This window comes from Bradyrhizobium nivariense, assembly GCF_029846695.2.
Lineage (GTDB): Bacteria > Pseudomonadota > Alphaproteobacteria > Rhizobiales > Xanthobacteraceae > Bradyrhizobium.
Map to the genome: position 1 here is coordinate 58,795 of NZ_JARWCR020000004.1, position 14,393 is coordinate 73,187.

At 58.3% G+C, this 14,393-nt stretch carries 10 protein-coding genes and 3 pseudogenes; 9 read left to right on the top strand and 4 right to left on the bottom strand.

Translation table 11 applies throughout. The annotated features are described in order from the left end of the window. Positions 1 to 131: 131 nt before the first annotated feature. Positions 132 to 306, bottom strand: a pseudogene (locus QCM77_RS05100) (6-pyruvoyl trahydropterin synthase family protein); the annotation flags it as partial. A 59-nt stretch (positions 307 to 365) separates the two neighbouring features. Here QCM77_RS05100 and QCM77_RS05105 point away from each other — a divergent pair. Both QCM77_RS05105 and QCM77_RS05110 read left to right on the top strand, forming a co-directional pair. Continuing rightward, the gene (locus QCM77_RS05105; RefSeq protein WP_279682141.1) at positions 366 to 965 is read left to right on the top strand and encodes a hypothetical protein; all 600 of its coding nucleotides are present in this window, start codon (positions 366 to 368) and stop codon (positions 963 to 965) included. After that, positions 962 to 1,150, top strand: coding sequence for a transposase (locus tag QCM77_RS05110; RefSeq protein WP_462804291.1), 189 nt, complete (start codon positions 962 to 964; stop codon positions 1,148 to 1,150). The genes QCM77_RS05105 and QCM77_RS05110 overlap by 4 nt, the downstream gene beginning before the upstream one ends. A 117-nt stretch (positions 1,151 to 1,267) precedes the next feature. On the opposite strand, the gene QCM77_RS05115 is transcribed toward QCM77_RS05110, so the two are convergent. Further along, a complete protein-coding gene (locus tag QCM77_RS05115) occupies positions 1,268 to 1,726 on the bottom strand; it encodes a hypothetical protein (protein WP_279682143.1) in 459 nt (152 codons plus the stop codon). After that, a complete protein-coding gene (locus QCM77_RS05120) occupies positions 1,723 to 1,911 on the bottom strand; it encodes a hypothetical protein (protein ID WP_279682145.1) in 189 nt (62 codons plus the stop codon). Before QCM77_RS05120 ends, QCM77_RS05115 begins: the two co-directional genes overlap by 4 nt. Positions 1,912 to 3,564: 1,653 nt before the next feature. Here QCM77_RS05120 and QCM77_RS05125 point away from each other — a divergent pair. The 3 genes and pseudogenes from QCM77_RS05125 to QCM77_RS05135 all read left to right on the top strand — a co-directional run. Then, on the top strand, positions 3,565 to 4,779 hold the full coding sequence (locus QCM77_RS05125; protein WP_279682147.1) for an EAL domain-containing response regulator: 1,215 nt from the start codon (positions 3,565 to 3,567) through the stop codon (positions 4,777 to 4,779). A 617-nt stretch (positions 4,780 to 5,396) separates the two neighbouring features. Further along, the gene (locus tag QCM77_RS05130) at positions 5,397 to 5,600 is read left to right on the top strand and encodes a 4Fe-4S dicluster domain-containing protein (RefSeq protein ID WP_279682149.1); all 204 of its coding nucleotides are present in this window, start codon (positions 5,397 to 5,399) and stop codon (positions 5,598 to 5,600) included. 870 nt (positions 5,601 to 6,470) lie between these two features. After that, positions 6,471 to 6,613 (top strand): annotated as a pseudogene (locus QCM77_RS05135) (hypothetical protein); the annotation flags it as partial. Positions 6,614 to 7,418: 805 nt separating this feature from the next. On the opposite strand, the pseudogene QCM77_RS05140 reads toward QCM77_RS05135, so the two are convergent. Further along, positions 7,419 to 8,487: pseudogene (locus tag QCM77_RS05140) on the bottom strand (cytochrome-c peroxidase). A 2,019-nt stretch (positions 8,488 to 10,506) separates the two neighbouring features. Here QCM77_RS05140 and QCM77_RS05145 point away from each other — a divergent pair. The 4 genes from QCM77_RS05145 (at position 10,507) to nifD (ending at position 14,334) form a co-directional block, all read left to right on the top strand. Next, a complete protein-coding gene (locus tag QCM77_RS05145) occupies positions 10,507 to 10,800 on the top strand; it encodes a hypothetical protein (protein WP_279682151.1) in 294 nt (97 codons plus the stop codon). Positions 10,801 to 11,109: 309 nt separating this feature from the next. Beyond that, positions 11,110 to 11,553: a helix-turn-helix domain-containing protein gene (locus QCM77_RS05150; RefSeq protein WP_279682153.1), complete on the top strand. Its 444-nt coding sequence runs from the start codon at positions 11,110 to 11,112 to the stop codon at positions 11,551 to 11,553. A gap of 378 nt (positions 11,554 to 11,931) precedes the next feature. Next, on the top strand, positions 11,932 to 12,243 hold the full coding sequence (locus tag QCM77_RS05155) for a hypothetical protein (protein WP_279682155.1): 312 nt from the start codon (positions 11,932 to 11,934) through the stop codon (positions 12,241 to 12,243). 588 nt (positions 12,244 to 12,831) lie between these two features. Then, entirely contained in the window at positions 12,832 to 14,334 is a 1,503-nt protein-coding gene (gene nifD, locus QCM77_RS05160) for a nitrogenase molybdenum-iron protein alpha chain (protein ID WP_279682157.1), read from the top strand. Positions 14,335 to 14,393 lie beyond the last annotated feature (59 nt).

The window sequence follows — 14,393 nt, forward strand, 5'->3', positions numbered from 1 at the left end:
GTCCGACAATCTTGGTAACGCGATGTTCTAGCGCTATGGCGCCGATGCGACGCAGTCGTGGAATACTGACCGCCCGAAAAGAGGACGACTGCAGACTGCGTCACCGCGATCTCCGCAATTGAGTGCTGAATTCAGCGATTGTGTCCGTCATACTCCGCCCAACAATCCGTCGTCTCATAGACCCTCACGCGCGAGAGTTGCGCAAGGCGCGGTTTCGTGCGCTCCCAGATCCAGATGTGCGCTGTTTTCCGCCGTCGGATTTTCCAGTGCCGGGACTTCGTTCAGGCAATGGCGATCGAGCTTCTTAGGCGGCCGATGGCGCGCTGTCGGCACTCGACGAGCGCTCGCGACCGGGCAAGGAGCCGGTGATCACGCCGGCGGCCAAGGCCTGGCTGGTGTCTCTGGCGTGCGACAAGGCCAAGGAGCATGGTTATCCGCACGAATTGTGGACGACGCGGCTGTTGGCCCGCCATGCCCGCGAGCACGGACCAGAGGCCGGACATGAATGTCTCGCCCGTCTGGTTCAGGGCACGGTGTGCAAGCTTCTCGGGCAGGAGGAAATCAAACCGCACAAAGTGCGCTACCATCTTGAAAACCGCGACGCCGAGTTCGAGCAGAAGATGGCGGAGGTTCTGTATGTCTATCGCGAGGTCCAGGTTCTGAAAAAAGCCGCCCGGTCGAAGAAATCGGACAAGTCGGTAGCGATCGTCTCCTACGATGAGAAGCCGGGGATCCAGGTTATCGCAACGACAGCGCCGGGTCTGCCGCCAGTGCCGGGCGTGCATGCGACCTTCGCGCGCGATCATGAGTACAAACGTCACGGCACGCTCAGCCTGTTGGCGGGGATTGACCTGCTCACCGGGAAGGTCCACGCGCTCGTCAAAGACCGCCACCGCAGCCGAGAGTTCATAGAATTTTTCAATCTCCTCGATGCTCCTATCCGGCCAGGACCGCGATCAAGTTGATCCTCGATAATCATTCCGCCCACATATCGAGAGAAAGCAGAGCCTGGCTCGACACACGACCGGCAGGCCGCTTTCAGTTTACCTTCACGCCCAAGCACGGCTCCTGGCTCAACCTTATCGAGGGCTTCTTCTCCAAGTTCGCCCGCTCCGTCCTGCGTCACATCCGGGTTACATCAAAGTTATGAACTCAAGGAGCGCATCATGGCCGGAATCGACGACGTCAGTCGCCATCCCGTCGTCCATACCTGGTCCTACAAACTCGCCGCCGCCGCCTGATATGATTAGAACCAAGAAAACGCTGACTACAACCTCCAGATTGACTTGCCGCGCTTCCTGTCGTGCATTCGCATCACAGTCTCGTACTGCGGCTCGGTCAGGTAGCCCTTCGCCTCGTAGTACTCGGACAGCGACGCGAGAAACATGACGGTGCTCGGGTCGAGTCTGCGCTTGATCAATTCTTTGAGATAGGTTCCGATGTTGTCGTCGTATATCTTCTTGTCCTCGGTCTTCGGCCTCCGCGGATCGGCCCTGCCGTACTGCCTCGTTCCGCGCTTGCTCGGCGGAGTTCGGTAATCGGTCGGGCCGGGGGAGCCGTAGGACTTGGGCGCCGGAGCCGCGACGCCGGACACGACATCCTCCCACGTCTTGCCTGCGGAGCGTATCAGCTTGTTGGCCATGCGCACGGCGGCGATGGCCTCGCCGTCGTGATCGGACTCCGTGAGCCTCAGAAACTTGAGCAGGCGCTCGCGGTCTATTATCATCCCCTCTTCTCCTCTTCGATGGCCATCGCGAGCCACGTCCTGATCTGCGCTAGGTTCTTGTGACCGACACCCGGAAGAAGCAGCATGTCCCGGTCGGACATCGCCGCCACCGTCTTCAGATCGATTAGCGCGATCGCGAGATGGCGCATGATGGCGTGACAGCCGCGCATCTGCCACAGCGGCATGAGCACCGGGCTGAAGAAACGGAAGCACGACAGTCGGCGCGCCGATAATCGGAATCGACAACTGCAGAGGCCACGAGCGGTCAGTGACCAGACGACAGGCGGCGCGAAATGCGCGCGGAGATCGAGGAGGCGCTGGCGGCAACGCACAAGAGATAGCGAGTATCTTTATCTGATGCCGGATGTTCGTGGGCTTGCACCTGAGTTTCCATTTCGAATGAGCCAGGCAGTACGCGACGGCCTTCCGCGTCCGATCGGCCTCGTCGGGGGCCAGTCGGTCGCGTCGGCGAGGCTCCCTTATGCCGGCCTCTTTCGTTCCGTCGGCGCCGATGACAAGCGACGCCAATCCTGCTGGCGTCCGGACCAGAGATCGCAGCCGGGGCGCGTACAAACCCGAGAAATTACGAACGAGAACGAGCCTCCGGGCTCGTTCATTGCGTGTGTCATGCAGACGATGGAGCGTCCACTACAAGATCCGGTAGATGCAAAATCCAACTTAAGGCCCTGGGGTCCCGCCCTGTTCCCCGCCGACATCAGCGAGGAAACAGATGTGAACGCAAACGACGAGAAGCCAACAAGGGGCAGAGCGGCACAATATGACCGGCAGAACCTAGGTGGCCACGCCACGCGCACCTCAATCGGGCTCCTCGCTATTCTGCTAAGGCCCCTAGACGGTTACGATAGGCGGGGGCGTATGCCTACGAAAATCGATCTGCAGCGACGTCTTCGTACTGACGCCGAACGGCGAAACGATCGCCCGCATCAAGTCCTGCGCAGGGGCGACCTGCACGAACGTATTGGACGGAGCGCACGACGCATTGCTAATTACGGAATCCTCTACCGGATTACTGTTGAGGGTTGCTCGATGACAAAAATGCAGCCCCCTTCGGGATCCCGAATAAGGCGCAGAGCCGCCTGCTTCGCGCCTTCAAGGCTGAACTCTCGTCCGGGCCACTTAATTCAGAAAGTAGCTTTTCGACCGCTTCTGCGATCGCGTTCTCGTGTCCTGGCGCGCCTCTGCGCGAAGCCGTGCCCCCGTGGGCGGGCCTTGCGCTTCAGCGCCAACACGAACACCCGTCACGTCAATCCATTTTGAGGAAATCCATCGTCAAAAGGATACAGAAAATTCAACTGAGAGCAACTATCAAGCTCGGTAGTGAATAGGACCTCCGCACCGCTATAAGCAACAGAGGTGAGGTAAGTGCAAGATGCTGCCGTTCTCAGAATTGACCGCGGCTTGATCGGCTGCGAACTCATGATGGACTTTCTTCGATTGGAAAATAAATGAACCAGACGGCACATCCGCGCGCGGGCAAGCCGGCCATGCCGATCAAACATTCGTAAGAGTGGTTGCCGATCGTCACTCACGAGCTACTTCATGCAGCAGATCGTGCACCATGATGATCGCCGCGCCATAGGGCGCATCAGTCCGAAGATGAGATTCCCCACGCTCGCGTGCGTCACTCGACAAAGTTGCTCGAAGAGGTATCATGCGCGTGCGCCCGACAAAATCGTCAGAACAACATCGCGAAAGATTTTGCACGCTCGTGCACTATCTTAAGCTTACCTCGAAGAATCGAAAGATAACGACAAGCGCAGCTTGTTTGGACCTTCGCTCCTCGTTTAAAGGGTCGTCACGGAACGGGAGTGGTTGCGATGGAGCATGGGCAGGCCGAATTGGTCGGAGGGAAACCTGTAATCTTCGGACAGCGTAAGGTGCGGCCGCGAGCGTGCGTGGCCGTCGGCAAGCAGCATCTGCGCGCCTTTCTACGAGATGTGCTGGAGGATATAGGGTTTGTTATCAGCGAATGCGGGACTGCTGACGAGCTGCCGCACGTACTCTGCACGGAGCTCCCTGATCTGATCCTGCTCGGCATTGGCTCGGATCGCATCGAGCCTGGAAGATTGCTCGAGATACTCGTACGCGAAAAGTTTGCAGGCAGAGTGCTGTCATTCGGCGCCCGCGAATCGATCGTCATGACGGCAGTGCAGCAGGTCGGGCGCGAATATGGACTTGCTATGCTGCCGCCGCTGAGGACCCCGTTTGCAGCCGAGACGCTGCGCGATCGGGTCGCCATGCTCTTGCCCAGAGAGCCGGCGCCCCGTCCCGCGGTCCATGTCGGAGAAGCCTTACACGCTGGATGGCTTGAGCTCTGGTATGAGCCGAAGTTTGACGCGTGTACCCTCAGCCGCCGCGGCGCCGAGGCGCTTGTGCGAATGCGGCACCCGACCTGGGGCGTTGTTCCACCGGCCTATTTCATCCCGGAGCCTCACGATCCACATTTTAGGGAGTTGTCGCAGTTCGTGATCGACCGCGCAATCATGGATTGGCAGTATCTTTTGGAGCAGAAAACGTCGATCGATCTCTCCATCAATCTCCCGGCAGCATTCCTGATTGACCCGCAGGCGGTACGCGATCTGTGTCAGCGCATGCCGGCGCACCCCGCTTTCGGCGGCTTGACGATTGAAATCGAGAGCGAGGAAGCCATCCGGAATCTAGATCTCCTGATCGAGGTTGCGCGTGAGGTTCGCCTTTACAACATTGGCCTTGCAATCGACAATGTCGGCGCCAATTGGCCGCAGCTGATGGGGGTGAAGAGATTCCCGTTCAGGAAATTGAAAGTGGACCGGCAGTACGTCTCCGGTTGCGGAAATGGGCCCCTGAAGCGAAGGGTGTGCCGCCAGATCGTCGATCTAGCCAAAGAATACAGTGCGCGCACCGTCGCCGAAGGTGTGGAGAGCCATGACGACCTGATCGCTGTGACCGAACTCGGCTTCGACCTTGCGCAGGGCCATCTGTTCGGAAAGGCCATGCCGCTGAAGCAATTTGCACAGTCCTCTTTCAGCACTGCTCCACTTCTGCCAAAATAGTTGCATGAGGAGTGGCTGAGCACAGTCAAGCAAAGCGTAGCAGCGCTTGCCCACACCGGCATGCTTACTCGGCACCAGGCGTGAGGCTGACTGCAATTCTCGATAAATTTGCAAAGCCAGTGTCGCTCCTCCCGGCGCGACTTCATTTCGTTCCGAAGCGACGCCGAAGCTCATTGTTAGCACAAATCCGTTTTGGCAAGCCTCCAGCGAGTCTATCCGCGGAGGTAACGTTGCAGCCATGAGCGAGGCTTGCACAAAATCTCCAGTCAGGGCGTGTGACCGGAGGTTTGCCGAGATCTTGCGTAGACGTGCGTCGGCTCGCGGCTTTTCGTCGCGCCGCCGGTTTCGGAATCATCGAGCGTCGCTTGGCCGCGCGCTGCCGTGCCGGACAAACCGACGGAAGCTAGCAGCGTTCGAGTCGCGACTGGCTCTCGGAGTAGTGCCCGAGGGCTCTCATAGCTTGAGATTGAAGCGGCCTGTTGCTGTCGCAGATGCAACATGGTCTCAGCCCAGCACAACACAATTGCGCAAATTGCCTGCCATTGAGCGCGTCTGTGTCTGGCACGGCATTTGAAGGGGATCGCCAATGGCATCGCTCGCCTAAGGAGTCGGAAGGCATGGCTTACAAGATCGTCGCTTCGCAATGCACCGTTTGTGGCGCATGTGAGTTCGAGTGTCCCAACGCGGCAATCAGCCTCAAGCGCGACATTTACGTTATCGATGCCAAAAAGTGTACGGAGTGCGAGGGCCATTCCGACACGCCGCAATGCGCGGCCGTCTGTCCGGTGCCTGACACCTGTGTTCCGTCTAAGACAGCATAAGCAGCCCGCGTCCATAAGGCTTCATCGATGTCGTGAACGAAGTAGTCGAAGTCGAGCTCGAAGGGGCTCTGTCGAGGGCACCTCAAATTTATCTCGATAAGGACAAGGCCGCTTCGATGCTCCAGTGGCCGCGTTGAGGCTTGTCGTCGCTGCCTGACGAGCCGAGACGAGGTGGACGGGCGTCGAATATCCCAAGATCGCTTGCAGAATATCTAGAACTGCGTCACTTCGGAGCCGAAGAGCCGGTCTCCTCGCGCGACGAGATCGTTCCGGAGATCCTGAAGAGGTACGAGAAGCTCGACCTCCGCTTGCCCGTGGTCACCGTGCACGAGTACATGGAGTGTAGGGTCATAGCCCGATCCCGCCGCCCGCGCTCTGGCTGCTTACTCCGGTTTCACAACTCAGAATGCATCCTGAGGTCAGGACCTGTTCCTGCATGTCGCCCGCGTCCAGGCTCCACTTGCCAAGCGGCGGCGGACGCATCGAAGGCGCGCGCCAAAGTCGTTCAGCACGTGAATACCTGCCGCACCGAGGAGATCATCTTGACCAACGGCACGGAGGCGATCGAGCTCATGGCTCGTCGCGGGGCCAGCCGAATACCAAGCTGTCCGACCTGATCATCCCTGCGATTCTAGAGTAATCCGGCATTGGCAATTCCTAAGGAGCCTCATGGCGGTGTGATCAAACGGACGCCGGCCGAGGGTGATCGCAACTTCCTGACGGGCGGGTTCGAGAAGCTGCTGACGGAAAAACCAGGCCCATCGCGATCACACTGATATTGAAAGCGGCCCGGGTTCGTTCCGGCCGCGGAGCTCGTCCGGTTACCCGAACAGGGTATCGAACGCGAACGCATTCACAGGCGGAGCCTCCAAGCAGCTTATTGTGTTGGCGCGGCAGCGAGTACCTGATCGGCAGCTCTGGATCAATCCCGACTGCGGGCTGAAAACTCGAAAGTGGGAGGGGTGCGTCCCGCGCTCGTCAATATGGTGGCCGCACGCGAGTTGCGGGCTGCGCCACGATGGTGCCAACCGTTTTGCCACGCTTTTGCGAATGAGATGCACACGCTTTGGGGGCTTGCGATGTCCTTGCGAGCTTTCCAAAGTTCCAGAGACGGGAATGCCGGCCGGCGTTGGCCGAGGCGGTCGCATACAGCCGGCGACAAGCTCGATTCTCGATCCGACGGCCGATAGCCTGCCGGCGATGCCGATCGAAGCCATTAACGCTCGACGCTAAATACAGCTCTACTTTTCATTTATCCATCGCGTGGATGCGTCCCATCACAACAATCTATTTTACCTCCCTTACGGAATGTCATAGGAGATTGGCGCCTTGGCACGATCTTCGGGAAGATGATCGAGCGTTGCTGGTGTTTTGGGGATGCCAAATGCTGCTGCGCGACGGCAAGCGGCCGCTTGAGTTTCAGGGCGCCAAGCCGCTTGCGCGAAGGATCAAAGCTCGATCAAGGCACTGCCTTGCCAACCGGACGCGGGCGAGTGGTGGGCAAGTCCTGAACTGTCCCACAGGAGCGGAAGGCAAGCGTTTTGCGCGGAGGCGATATCCGCTTCCCGTCGTTTGACGGCGAATGCCCTTGCCGTAAATCGATCGCCGGTAGTCCTCCCTACCGACGAAAGCTGGTGCGATGCGTAAAGCAGCGTCGCTCCTGCGTGACTTTCGCCCGGCCTCCCGAGTAGGCCGGGCGCTTTTTTATAGGCCTGGCTATGAGTGACGGCACGGGATCATTCATTTTGACGTCATTGCGTGACCCCGGGTACGTGCATGGCATCTGCTACACCAAGCATGAGGCCGGTGCTGTTAATCCTATCTGTCTATGGAAGGCTTTGGCCTCGTGTTCGTACGCGTGGTTAGTGTCGGATACTCGATCTTAGGTACCCGCCCGGTCAGCGAATACAGAAACGCTACGATATCGTTCTCTTCCTCATCGCTAAGCTTGGCGCCGAGCTGGATTTCACTCATCAGGGCAACAGCTTGCTTCACGCTCCAAACCTGGCCCGAATGGAAGTAGGGGGCTCGCAACGCGACGTTCCGCAAGGGCGCCGCGCGGAAGACATATTCGTCACCGACTGCCTTTGGTGACCGCGAACCAACCCTTATCGGCGGCTCGGAAGCAGGCTTGCGTCAGGCGTTTTTATCACGCCGAATGGGAGTAGGCCTGTCCACCGACGTCGATTCTCTTGTGGCAAGCGGAGCATCCGTTCTCTATAAACAGCGCCAACCCTGACTTCTGCTGATCATCCAGAGCATGTGTATTGCCCTCCAGATACTGATCGAATGGGGCCGCAGGTGAAATGAGAGGCGCTTCATTAGCCTCGATTGCCTTCGCATAGTTTTCGAAGGGGACCGGTCTCGCTTCGTTCGGGAAGACGTTTTTGACCAAGGCGACATAGCTGGCCATTGAGTTCAAGGTGTCGTGCACACGATCCGGAGTCGCATTCATTTCGGCACTTGCCTGCACAGGGCCGGTGGCTTGCGCCTTCAGGTCCGCAGCGCGTCCGTCCCAGAATGGCGCCACATTGAACACCGCGTTGTAGACGGTGGGGGCCCGACGTAAGCCGACCTTCCAGACGTGACCGACTGAGGTCGGACCGGGATCGACTCCGCCGGTGCCGAGATTGCAGCACGTATTGCAGCTAATGATCTCGCTTGCCGATAGCCGCGGATCGAAGAACAGCATCTTGCCAAGCTCGACCTTTTCATGTGTGACTGAATTGTCCTTTACCGCAGGAATGACTGAGGGGATCGGATGGAAGATCTGCTTGGCAGTTCTCAGCAGATCATCGTTTGCGTCAGCTGCTGGCGACATCAGCAGCCCAATCGCCAAAACAGATGCTTCGGCCACAAGCCGAAGCTTCCGGATCGATTTGTTCATAAACGCACCTCATCAGCTCTGGTTGTTATCAAGGAAACAGTCGACAACGAGGCCACCCTCCGTTCTTTCAACGGGTCGGCGCAGTATGCACCGCATCCTCTGAAAGCGAGGCTGCATCAAACGTGCGATTTCGAGGTGCTCGCTGCCGGCATGCGCCCACGAGGGTGGTTTGGCCCTTATTTGATTCGCGAGTTCGCTTTGAGCTAGATCACGACGTTCGTGTTGGTAGGTCAGACGAGCGCCTCAACCTTCGGCGTGATGGTCGATCTGACAACAACGGGTGTGCCGCAAAAGTGTAAGCTGTCCGGTGGCCGCATCGGTGCTCCATCAAGCGATTGGGTGGCCAATACGCTCCGGCGAAGTTGATCGTATACGTCTTACCCGCTGGTCGCGCTCAGCGCTCACGGTGTGGCTGGACAATAGCAACCGCCATGCCAGTTGGATCTGACATGCAAGCTGCTGATTTAGTTGCAGAGCGAGCCCGGGGGAACAAACAACGTCGGATGTCTTGGCTTGATGACTACATGCAGTGTCACAGAAGCGACAACCGCCAGTCCCGGCTAGACATCATCGCACAGAGAGTTTTGTGATGAGATCGAACTGCTGCTTGCGGGCCGCACGCGGGAACGGCGGCAGTAAGATCTACGCAGGTGTGACGAGACACTGAGCCGAGGGCCCGGCAGTGCACATCGCTCACGATTTCGCCGAGCCCTGCCGACTGAAGCCGCTCTGACTCATATCCGGGCCACTCCGGCGCGCCGCCGCGACATCCCGCTCCTTTGTAAGGGACCAGCCCCCAAGCCTGAACATGGCTTGCCTTCCACCTAAGGTTCGCTGGCATGACAATTGCCGTTCTCAATCCGAAAGGCGCGGTTACCCTGAGCTTGACGGTACGACGATCCGATTAGTCGGATACTCCCATTCGACACCAGCTTAAGTCGCCGGCCTGACACCGGATCAGGCCGGGTGTTGGTTGGAATAAGATAAACCACTTCGGCCCACTGACGGGCGAGCGGCAGCTTTTGAAGTCCTGCGCGCTGATGGCAAAAGCCGCTGAACTTCTGCAGAAGCAACCGTCACTTCGTGCCCTTGCGTTGAAAGACTGCGATACAAGAGGACATGCTGGGAGGAGATCGTGACAGATGGCCAGTCGTGACATGTCATCGGCGTCTTCCCCGGAACGACGTGATTGACCAGTTGTCCATGGCTGGTTCAGGTTAAATATGGTATGCGTGATGGCTTCGATTGACGATCGCTTAAATGAGATCAGATACGTGCGGAATGACATTTGGCGCTGTCGCAGAAGGCTTCAATGTGAGCTGAGTGATCTCGAGCGCAATATCCTCGAAGAGCGTCTGCTTGAGCGGCAGTCTGCCTTCGACCGGCTCCTGGCGACCACGTTTCCTTTTACATTGACACTGTGATGAAAATTTCGGGACCTGTGCCGCGGGGCATTGGCGCGGAAATGGCATCCGCCCGCAGAACGCCTGCGCCCGCGTCAGGGACGTAGCGTTCCGGCGCCGCGGGCCGTCGCGCCCCTCATGGCCGCTGCCGAGCTGAAAGGCGTCGGTCCATAGCCTTGGTTCACCGACGTGCTGGCCCGTGCGCGCCGTGAACGCGGATAATGGAATCGTTCGGGCACCCATCCAGGGGTTGTCGCCGGGGGATACCGATCGCCTCGTTTCTGCGACACCGCGGTCACCGTGAGTAGCTTTCATCCGACAGAGCGATCGAAGAAGCTTGAATCGGCCGTAGCGTCAGATTGTACAGAGCAGGCGAACGATATTCCAGACCAGGTGCAGCCGAATGATAAGACCCGTTCTCGCTTTTGTATTATGTTCCGCTCTCGAGTTGTTCGGGCCAAGCACGGGCGCGGTTGCGGACACAAGGCGGTACGCGTGCACGATCACTGCCGCCGATCGAGAGCCGGTCGGAGTTCGGAATGAGCGGGTCATTCTCAGCGTTCAATATGGCTGCCGGATCGCGGGTGGTCTCTTGAGCGACGCGGGGATCACAGCAGTGTCGGTCAGCGAGTGGGCTGCCGACAAAGGGTCATACTTGGCTTCCCCGGAATTTCACCGCGCGCTGGAGGGAGTTGCAATTGGACAACTCTCCGAGGCGACCGGCTTCTCTATCATGGAAGGCGAGCAAGGCATTGCGGTCGCAACTTCCCGCACGACAGTATTCAAATTCGCATCTGGCTCATTGGCAGCCCTTTCAGGGAAGACCCATAAATTCACGACCAAACCCACTGGCCTACGTAGCTTCGAATTGGAGTTCACAGATTGGCCAGAATCTCTTCTATGGAAGTGAACTCGTGTCTTACGCTGATTTCCGCAGGCGCTCGGACGCACGAATTACCGTCCATACTCTTAGCCGCGCACAATACGTGCTCCCCGGCCTGTGTGCTGTCCTAAGGCGAGCACACCCGCAACAAGTTAAGCTAAAACTCCGAAGGCACTCGAGCGCTGTAGAGCTTGCAAATTAACCTTCACCCGAGCCGCTCAGCAGCTCTTTAAGGCGCTGATCAGCATCAGGGACGAACTGGTCTCGCAGAAGGGGCATCTCTTCGGCAGCGCCTGCGCGACACCGAAGCTATCGACAAGGAACAGACGCCGCCCGATGATGAGCACGAAGAAGAAGCTGCCGGCCCACAGCCGGGGCTCCAGCAACATTTTTGCTGATCTCGGCCTGGCGAACGCGCAGGAGCACCAACTCAAGGCAGCACTCGTCGTACAACTGAAGCGGTTGATGGCGGACCGGGAGATCACTCAGACCGAAGCCGCGAGGCTGGTGGGCGTGAAGCAGCCCAGCCTGTCCAGGATGCTCCGGGGGCAGTTCAGGCTGGTTTCTGTGGTAAAGCTGCTGCGTATGCTGACGGCGTTCCACCAGGACGTCGAGATAACGGTAACGCCACATCGGAAGCGTGGCAGAGCGGGCCGGATCACGTTATTCCGGCCAGGAGCTGCCGAAAAGGGGAGGGTTCATGACATCCAACGCGGGCGCCCAAAACCGCTCATGAACCCACCCTGTCGTGCTCGAACTGCAATGATTACATTCGGCTGACTGAATCCCTCGCCCCCCTCTCCTCGCGGAGACCCGCCTGCGTTTCCAGGAACAACTGGGCGAGCAAGCACGCGGAGCTCGCCCGAGAGACCGAAGCGCTCCAGCAGGAGCGCGAGAAGCTCCAAAAGGGGTCGTGCGCAGGTCGTGAACCGACTGGCGGCTGAGTGCAGCCAACTCGTCGTTACAGAAGCGAGGAACGCGCGCGAGGCAGCTCGACGGATTCGGCTGATTCCACCGGACTCCCGCTTTCTCTCGAAGGAGAAGATCTCGGTTTGCAAGACGGGCATCTTCCACCCGGAGGGCAGATCGTAATCGGATATCTTTAGAGCGGGATCCCCGGCTGGAGTCTTCGCCAGGCCGAGTGCCGAATGCTGTGACATGGCGTCCAATGCGGATTTCCCAAGACCAATCAGCGCCCACACGAACAACCCAAGCCAGCCGAGCACGGTGAAGCCACAGACGACGTTCAGGATGGCCAACCCAGGGGTATTCATGCCGAACCTCGAAGGCGGTGATGGTCGACAGAAGGTACGCCGCGGCCAGCAGGATCATTCCGACCAGTCCGACGGACATGCTCATCAGAGTGGAAAGCGCGACGATGGCAGCGATGAGTCCGATCCCGAAATGCCGGTGCTCGGTGATCTTCAAGGTGAGCGATGTCTCCTTGGCGATATCTTTCTGCGTCCCTAACTCGACCTTCAATGCGGCGAATAACCGATCTTTGGCGGCGTCGATTTCCCGGAGAGCGCAACTGATTGTTTTGTTTCAGACAGGCCATTAGCAGATACGCCTGTCGGTGGCAGACAGGTCAGGTTTCTAACAATCCGCATCCTGCCAACTATCTAGCTCTACAGACGTGGGTTTTTGTATTCAACCAGCGCTGGCACACTCATTGCAAACCCCTGCGCAAGAGGCGGCTGTTAGCCCTTTGCATCAACATGCAGAGGGACACGCCCCTGATGGCAGGCAGTGAGTAAAGAAGCCGATATGACCACCCGCTGGAGAGTAGGCATGACTTCACCGAGACGCGTCTTGGTCAGCGATCCCGTCGACAAATCAACAGCGTCACACACACCGCGCTCGCAAGCGCTCAGCCGAGATGAATTACAAGATCGTGAACGACCGCTGCCGCATGATCCAGAAGGGCGCGAAGTTGCGATCGGTAGGACGGGTCACGGGGGTTGCACGCTTTACAACTGAATGCCGGATCGGAGATCCGTCGGTCTACCGGAAAAGCGTCGCTTCTTGATTTGAGACGACAATCGAAAGGAAATTTGTATGAGCCGAGCAACTACCCAGAGTGTCGCTGAGATCAAGGCGCGCAACAAGCAGCTAATCGATGAGGTGTTGAAGGTCTACCCAGAGAAGACCGCCAAAAGACGCGCCAAGCATCTCAGTGTCCACGAGGCGGGGAAGTCGGATTGTGGCGTCAAGTCGAATATCAAGTCCATTCCGGGCGTGATGACCATCCGTGGCTGCGCCTACGCAGGCTCCAAGGGCGTGGTCTGGGGGCCGATCAAGGACATGATCCACATTAGCCACGGTCCGGTCGGCTGTGGTCAATACTCATGGGGCTCACGGCGCAACTACTACGTCGGCACGACCGGCATCGATACCTTCGTGACGTTGCAGTTCACCTCCGATTTCCAGGAAAAGGATATCGTGTTCGGCGGCGATAAAAAGATCACCAAACTGATCGACGAGCTCCAGGAGCTATTTCCTCTCAACAGGGGCATCACCATTCAGTCCGAATGTCCGATCGGTTTGATCGGCGACGATATCGAGGCGGTCTCCAGAGAAAAGTCAAAGGAATATGGCGGCAAGACCATCGTGCCTGTGCGGTGCGAGGGCTTTCGTGGCGTGTCACAATCGCTCGGCCATCACATCGCGAACGACGCAGTTCGAGATTGGATCTTCGACAAGAGCGCCCCAGAGGCCAGCTCCAAATTTGCGCCGACGCCATATGATGTTGCGATTATCGGCGACTACAACATCGGCGGCGATGCCTGGTCGTCACGGATCCTGCTCGAAGAAATGGGCCTGCGCGTCATCGCCCAGTGGTCCGGGGATGGATCTCTTGCTGAATTGGAGGCGACGCCGAAGGCGAAGCTCAACATATTGCATTGCTATCGCTCGATGAACTACATCTCACGGCACATGGAGGAAAAATACGGGATTCCCTGGTGCGAGTACAACTTCTTCGGCCCGTCCAAAATCGCGGAGTCGTTGCGCAAGATTGCAAGCTTCTTCGATGATAAGATCAAAGAAGGCGCCGAGCGCGTCATCGCGAAATATCAGCCGCTTGTCGACGCGGTGACCTCGAAATACCTGCCGCGGCTCGAAGGCAAGACCGTAATGCTGTTCGTCGGCGGCTTACGTCCTCGCCATGTCATTGGCGCCTACGAGGACCTCGGCATGGATGTTGTCGGCACCGGCTATGAGTTCGGGCATAACGATGACTACCAGCGCACCGCTCAGCACTACGTCAAAGATGGCACACTGATCTACGACGATGTCACCGGCTACGAATTCGAGCGCTTCGTCGAAAAGATCCGGCCAGACCTCGTAGGTTCCGGTATCAAGGAAAAATACGTCTTCCAGAAAATGGGCGTGCCGTTCCGTCAAATGCATTCCTGGGACTACTCGGGTCCTTACCACGGCTACGACGGCTTCGCGATCTTCGCCCGAGACATGGATATGGCGATCAATTCCCCGATCTGGGGGAAGACCACGGCACCTTGGAAGGACGCTCCGCGGCCGAGCCTCATGGCGGCGGAATAGGAACCCCGACGCCCAGGCCCTTTCTTCCGCAGAGGAGGGAAGGGCAGGAGAACGAAAAC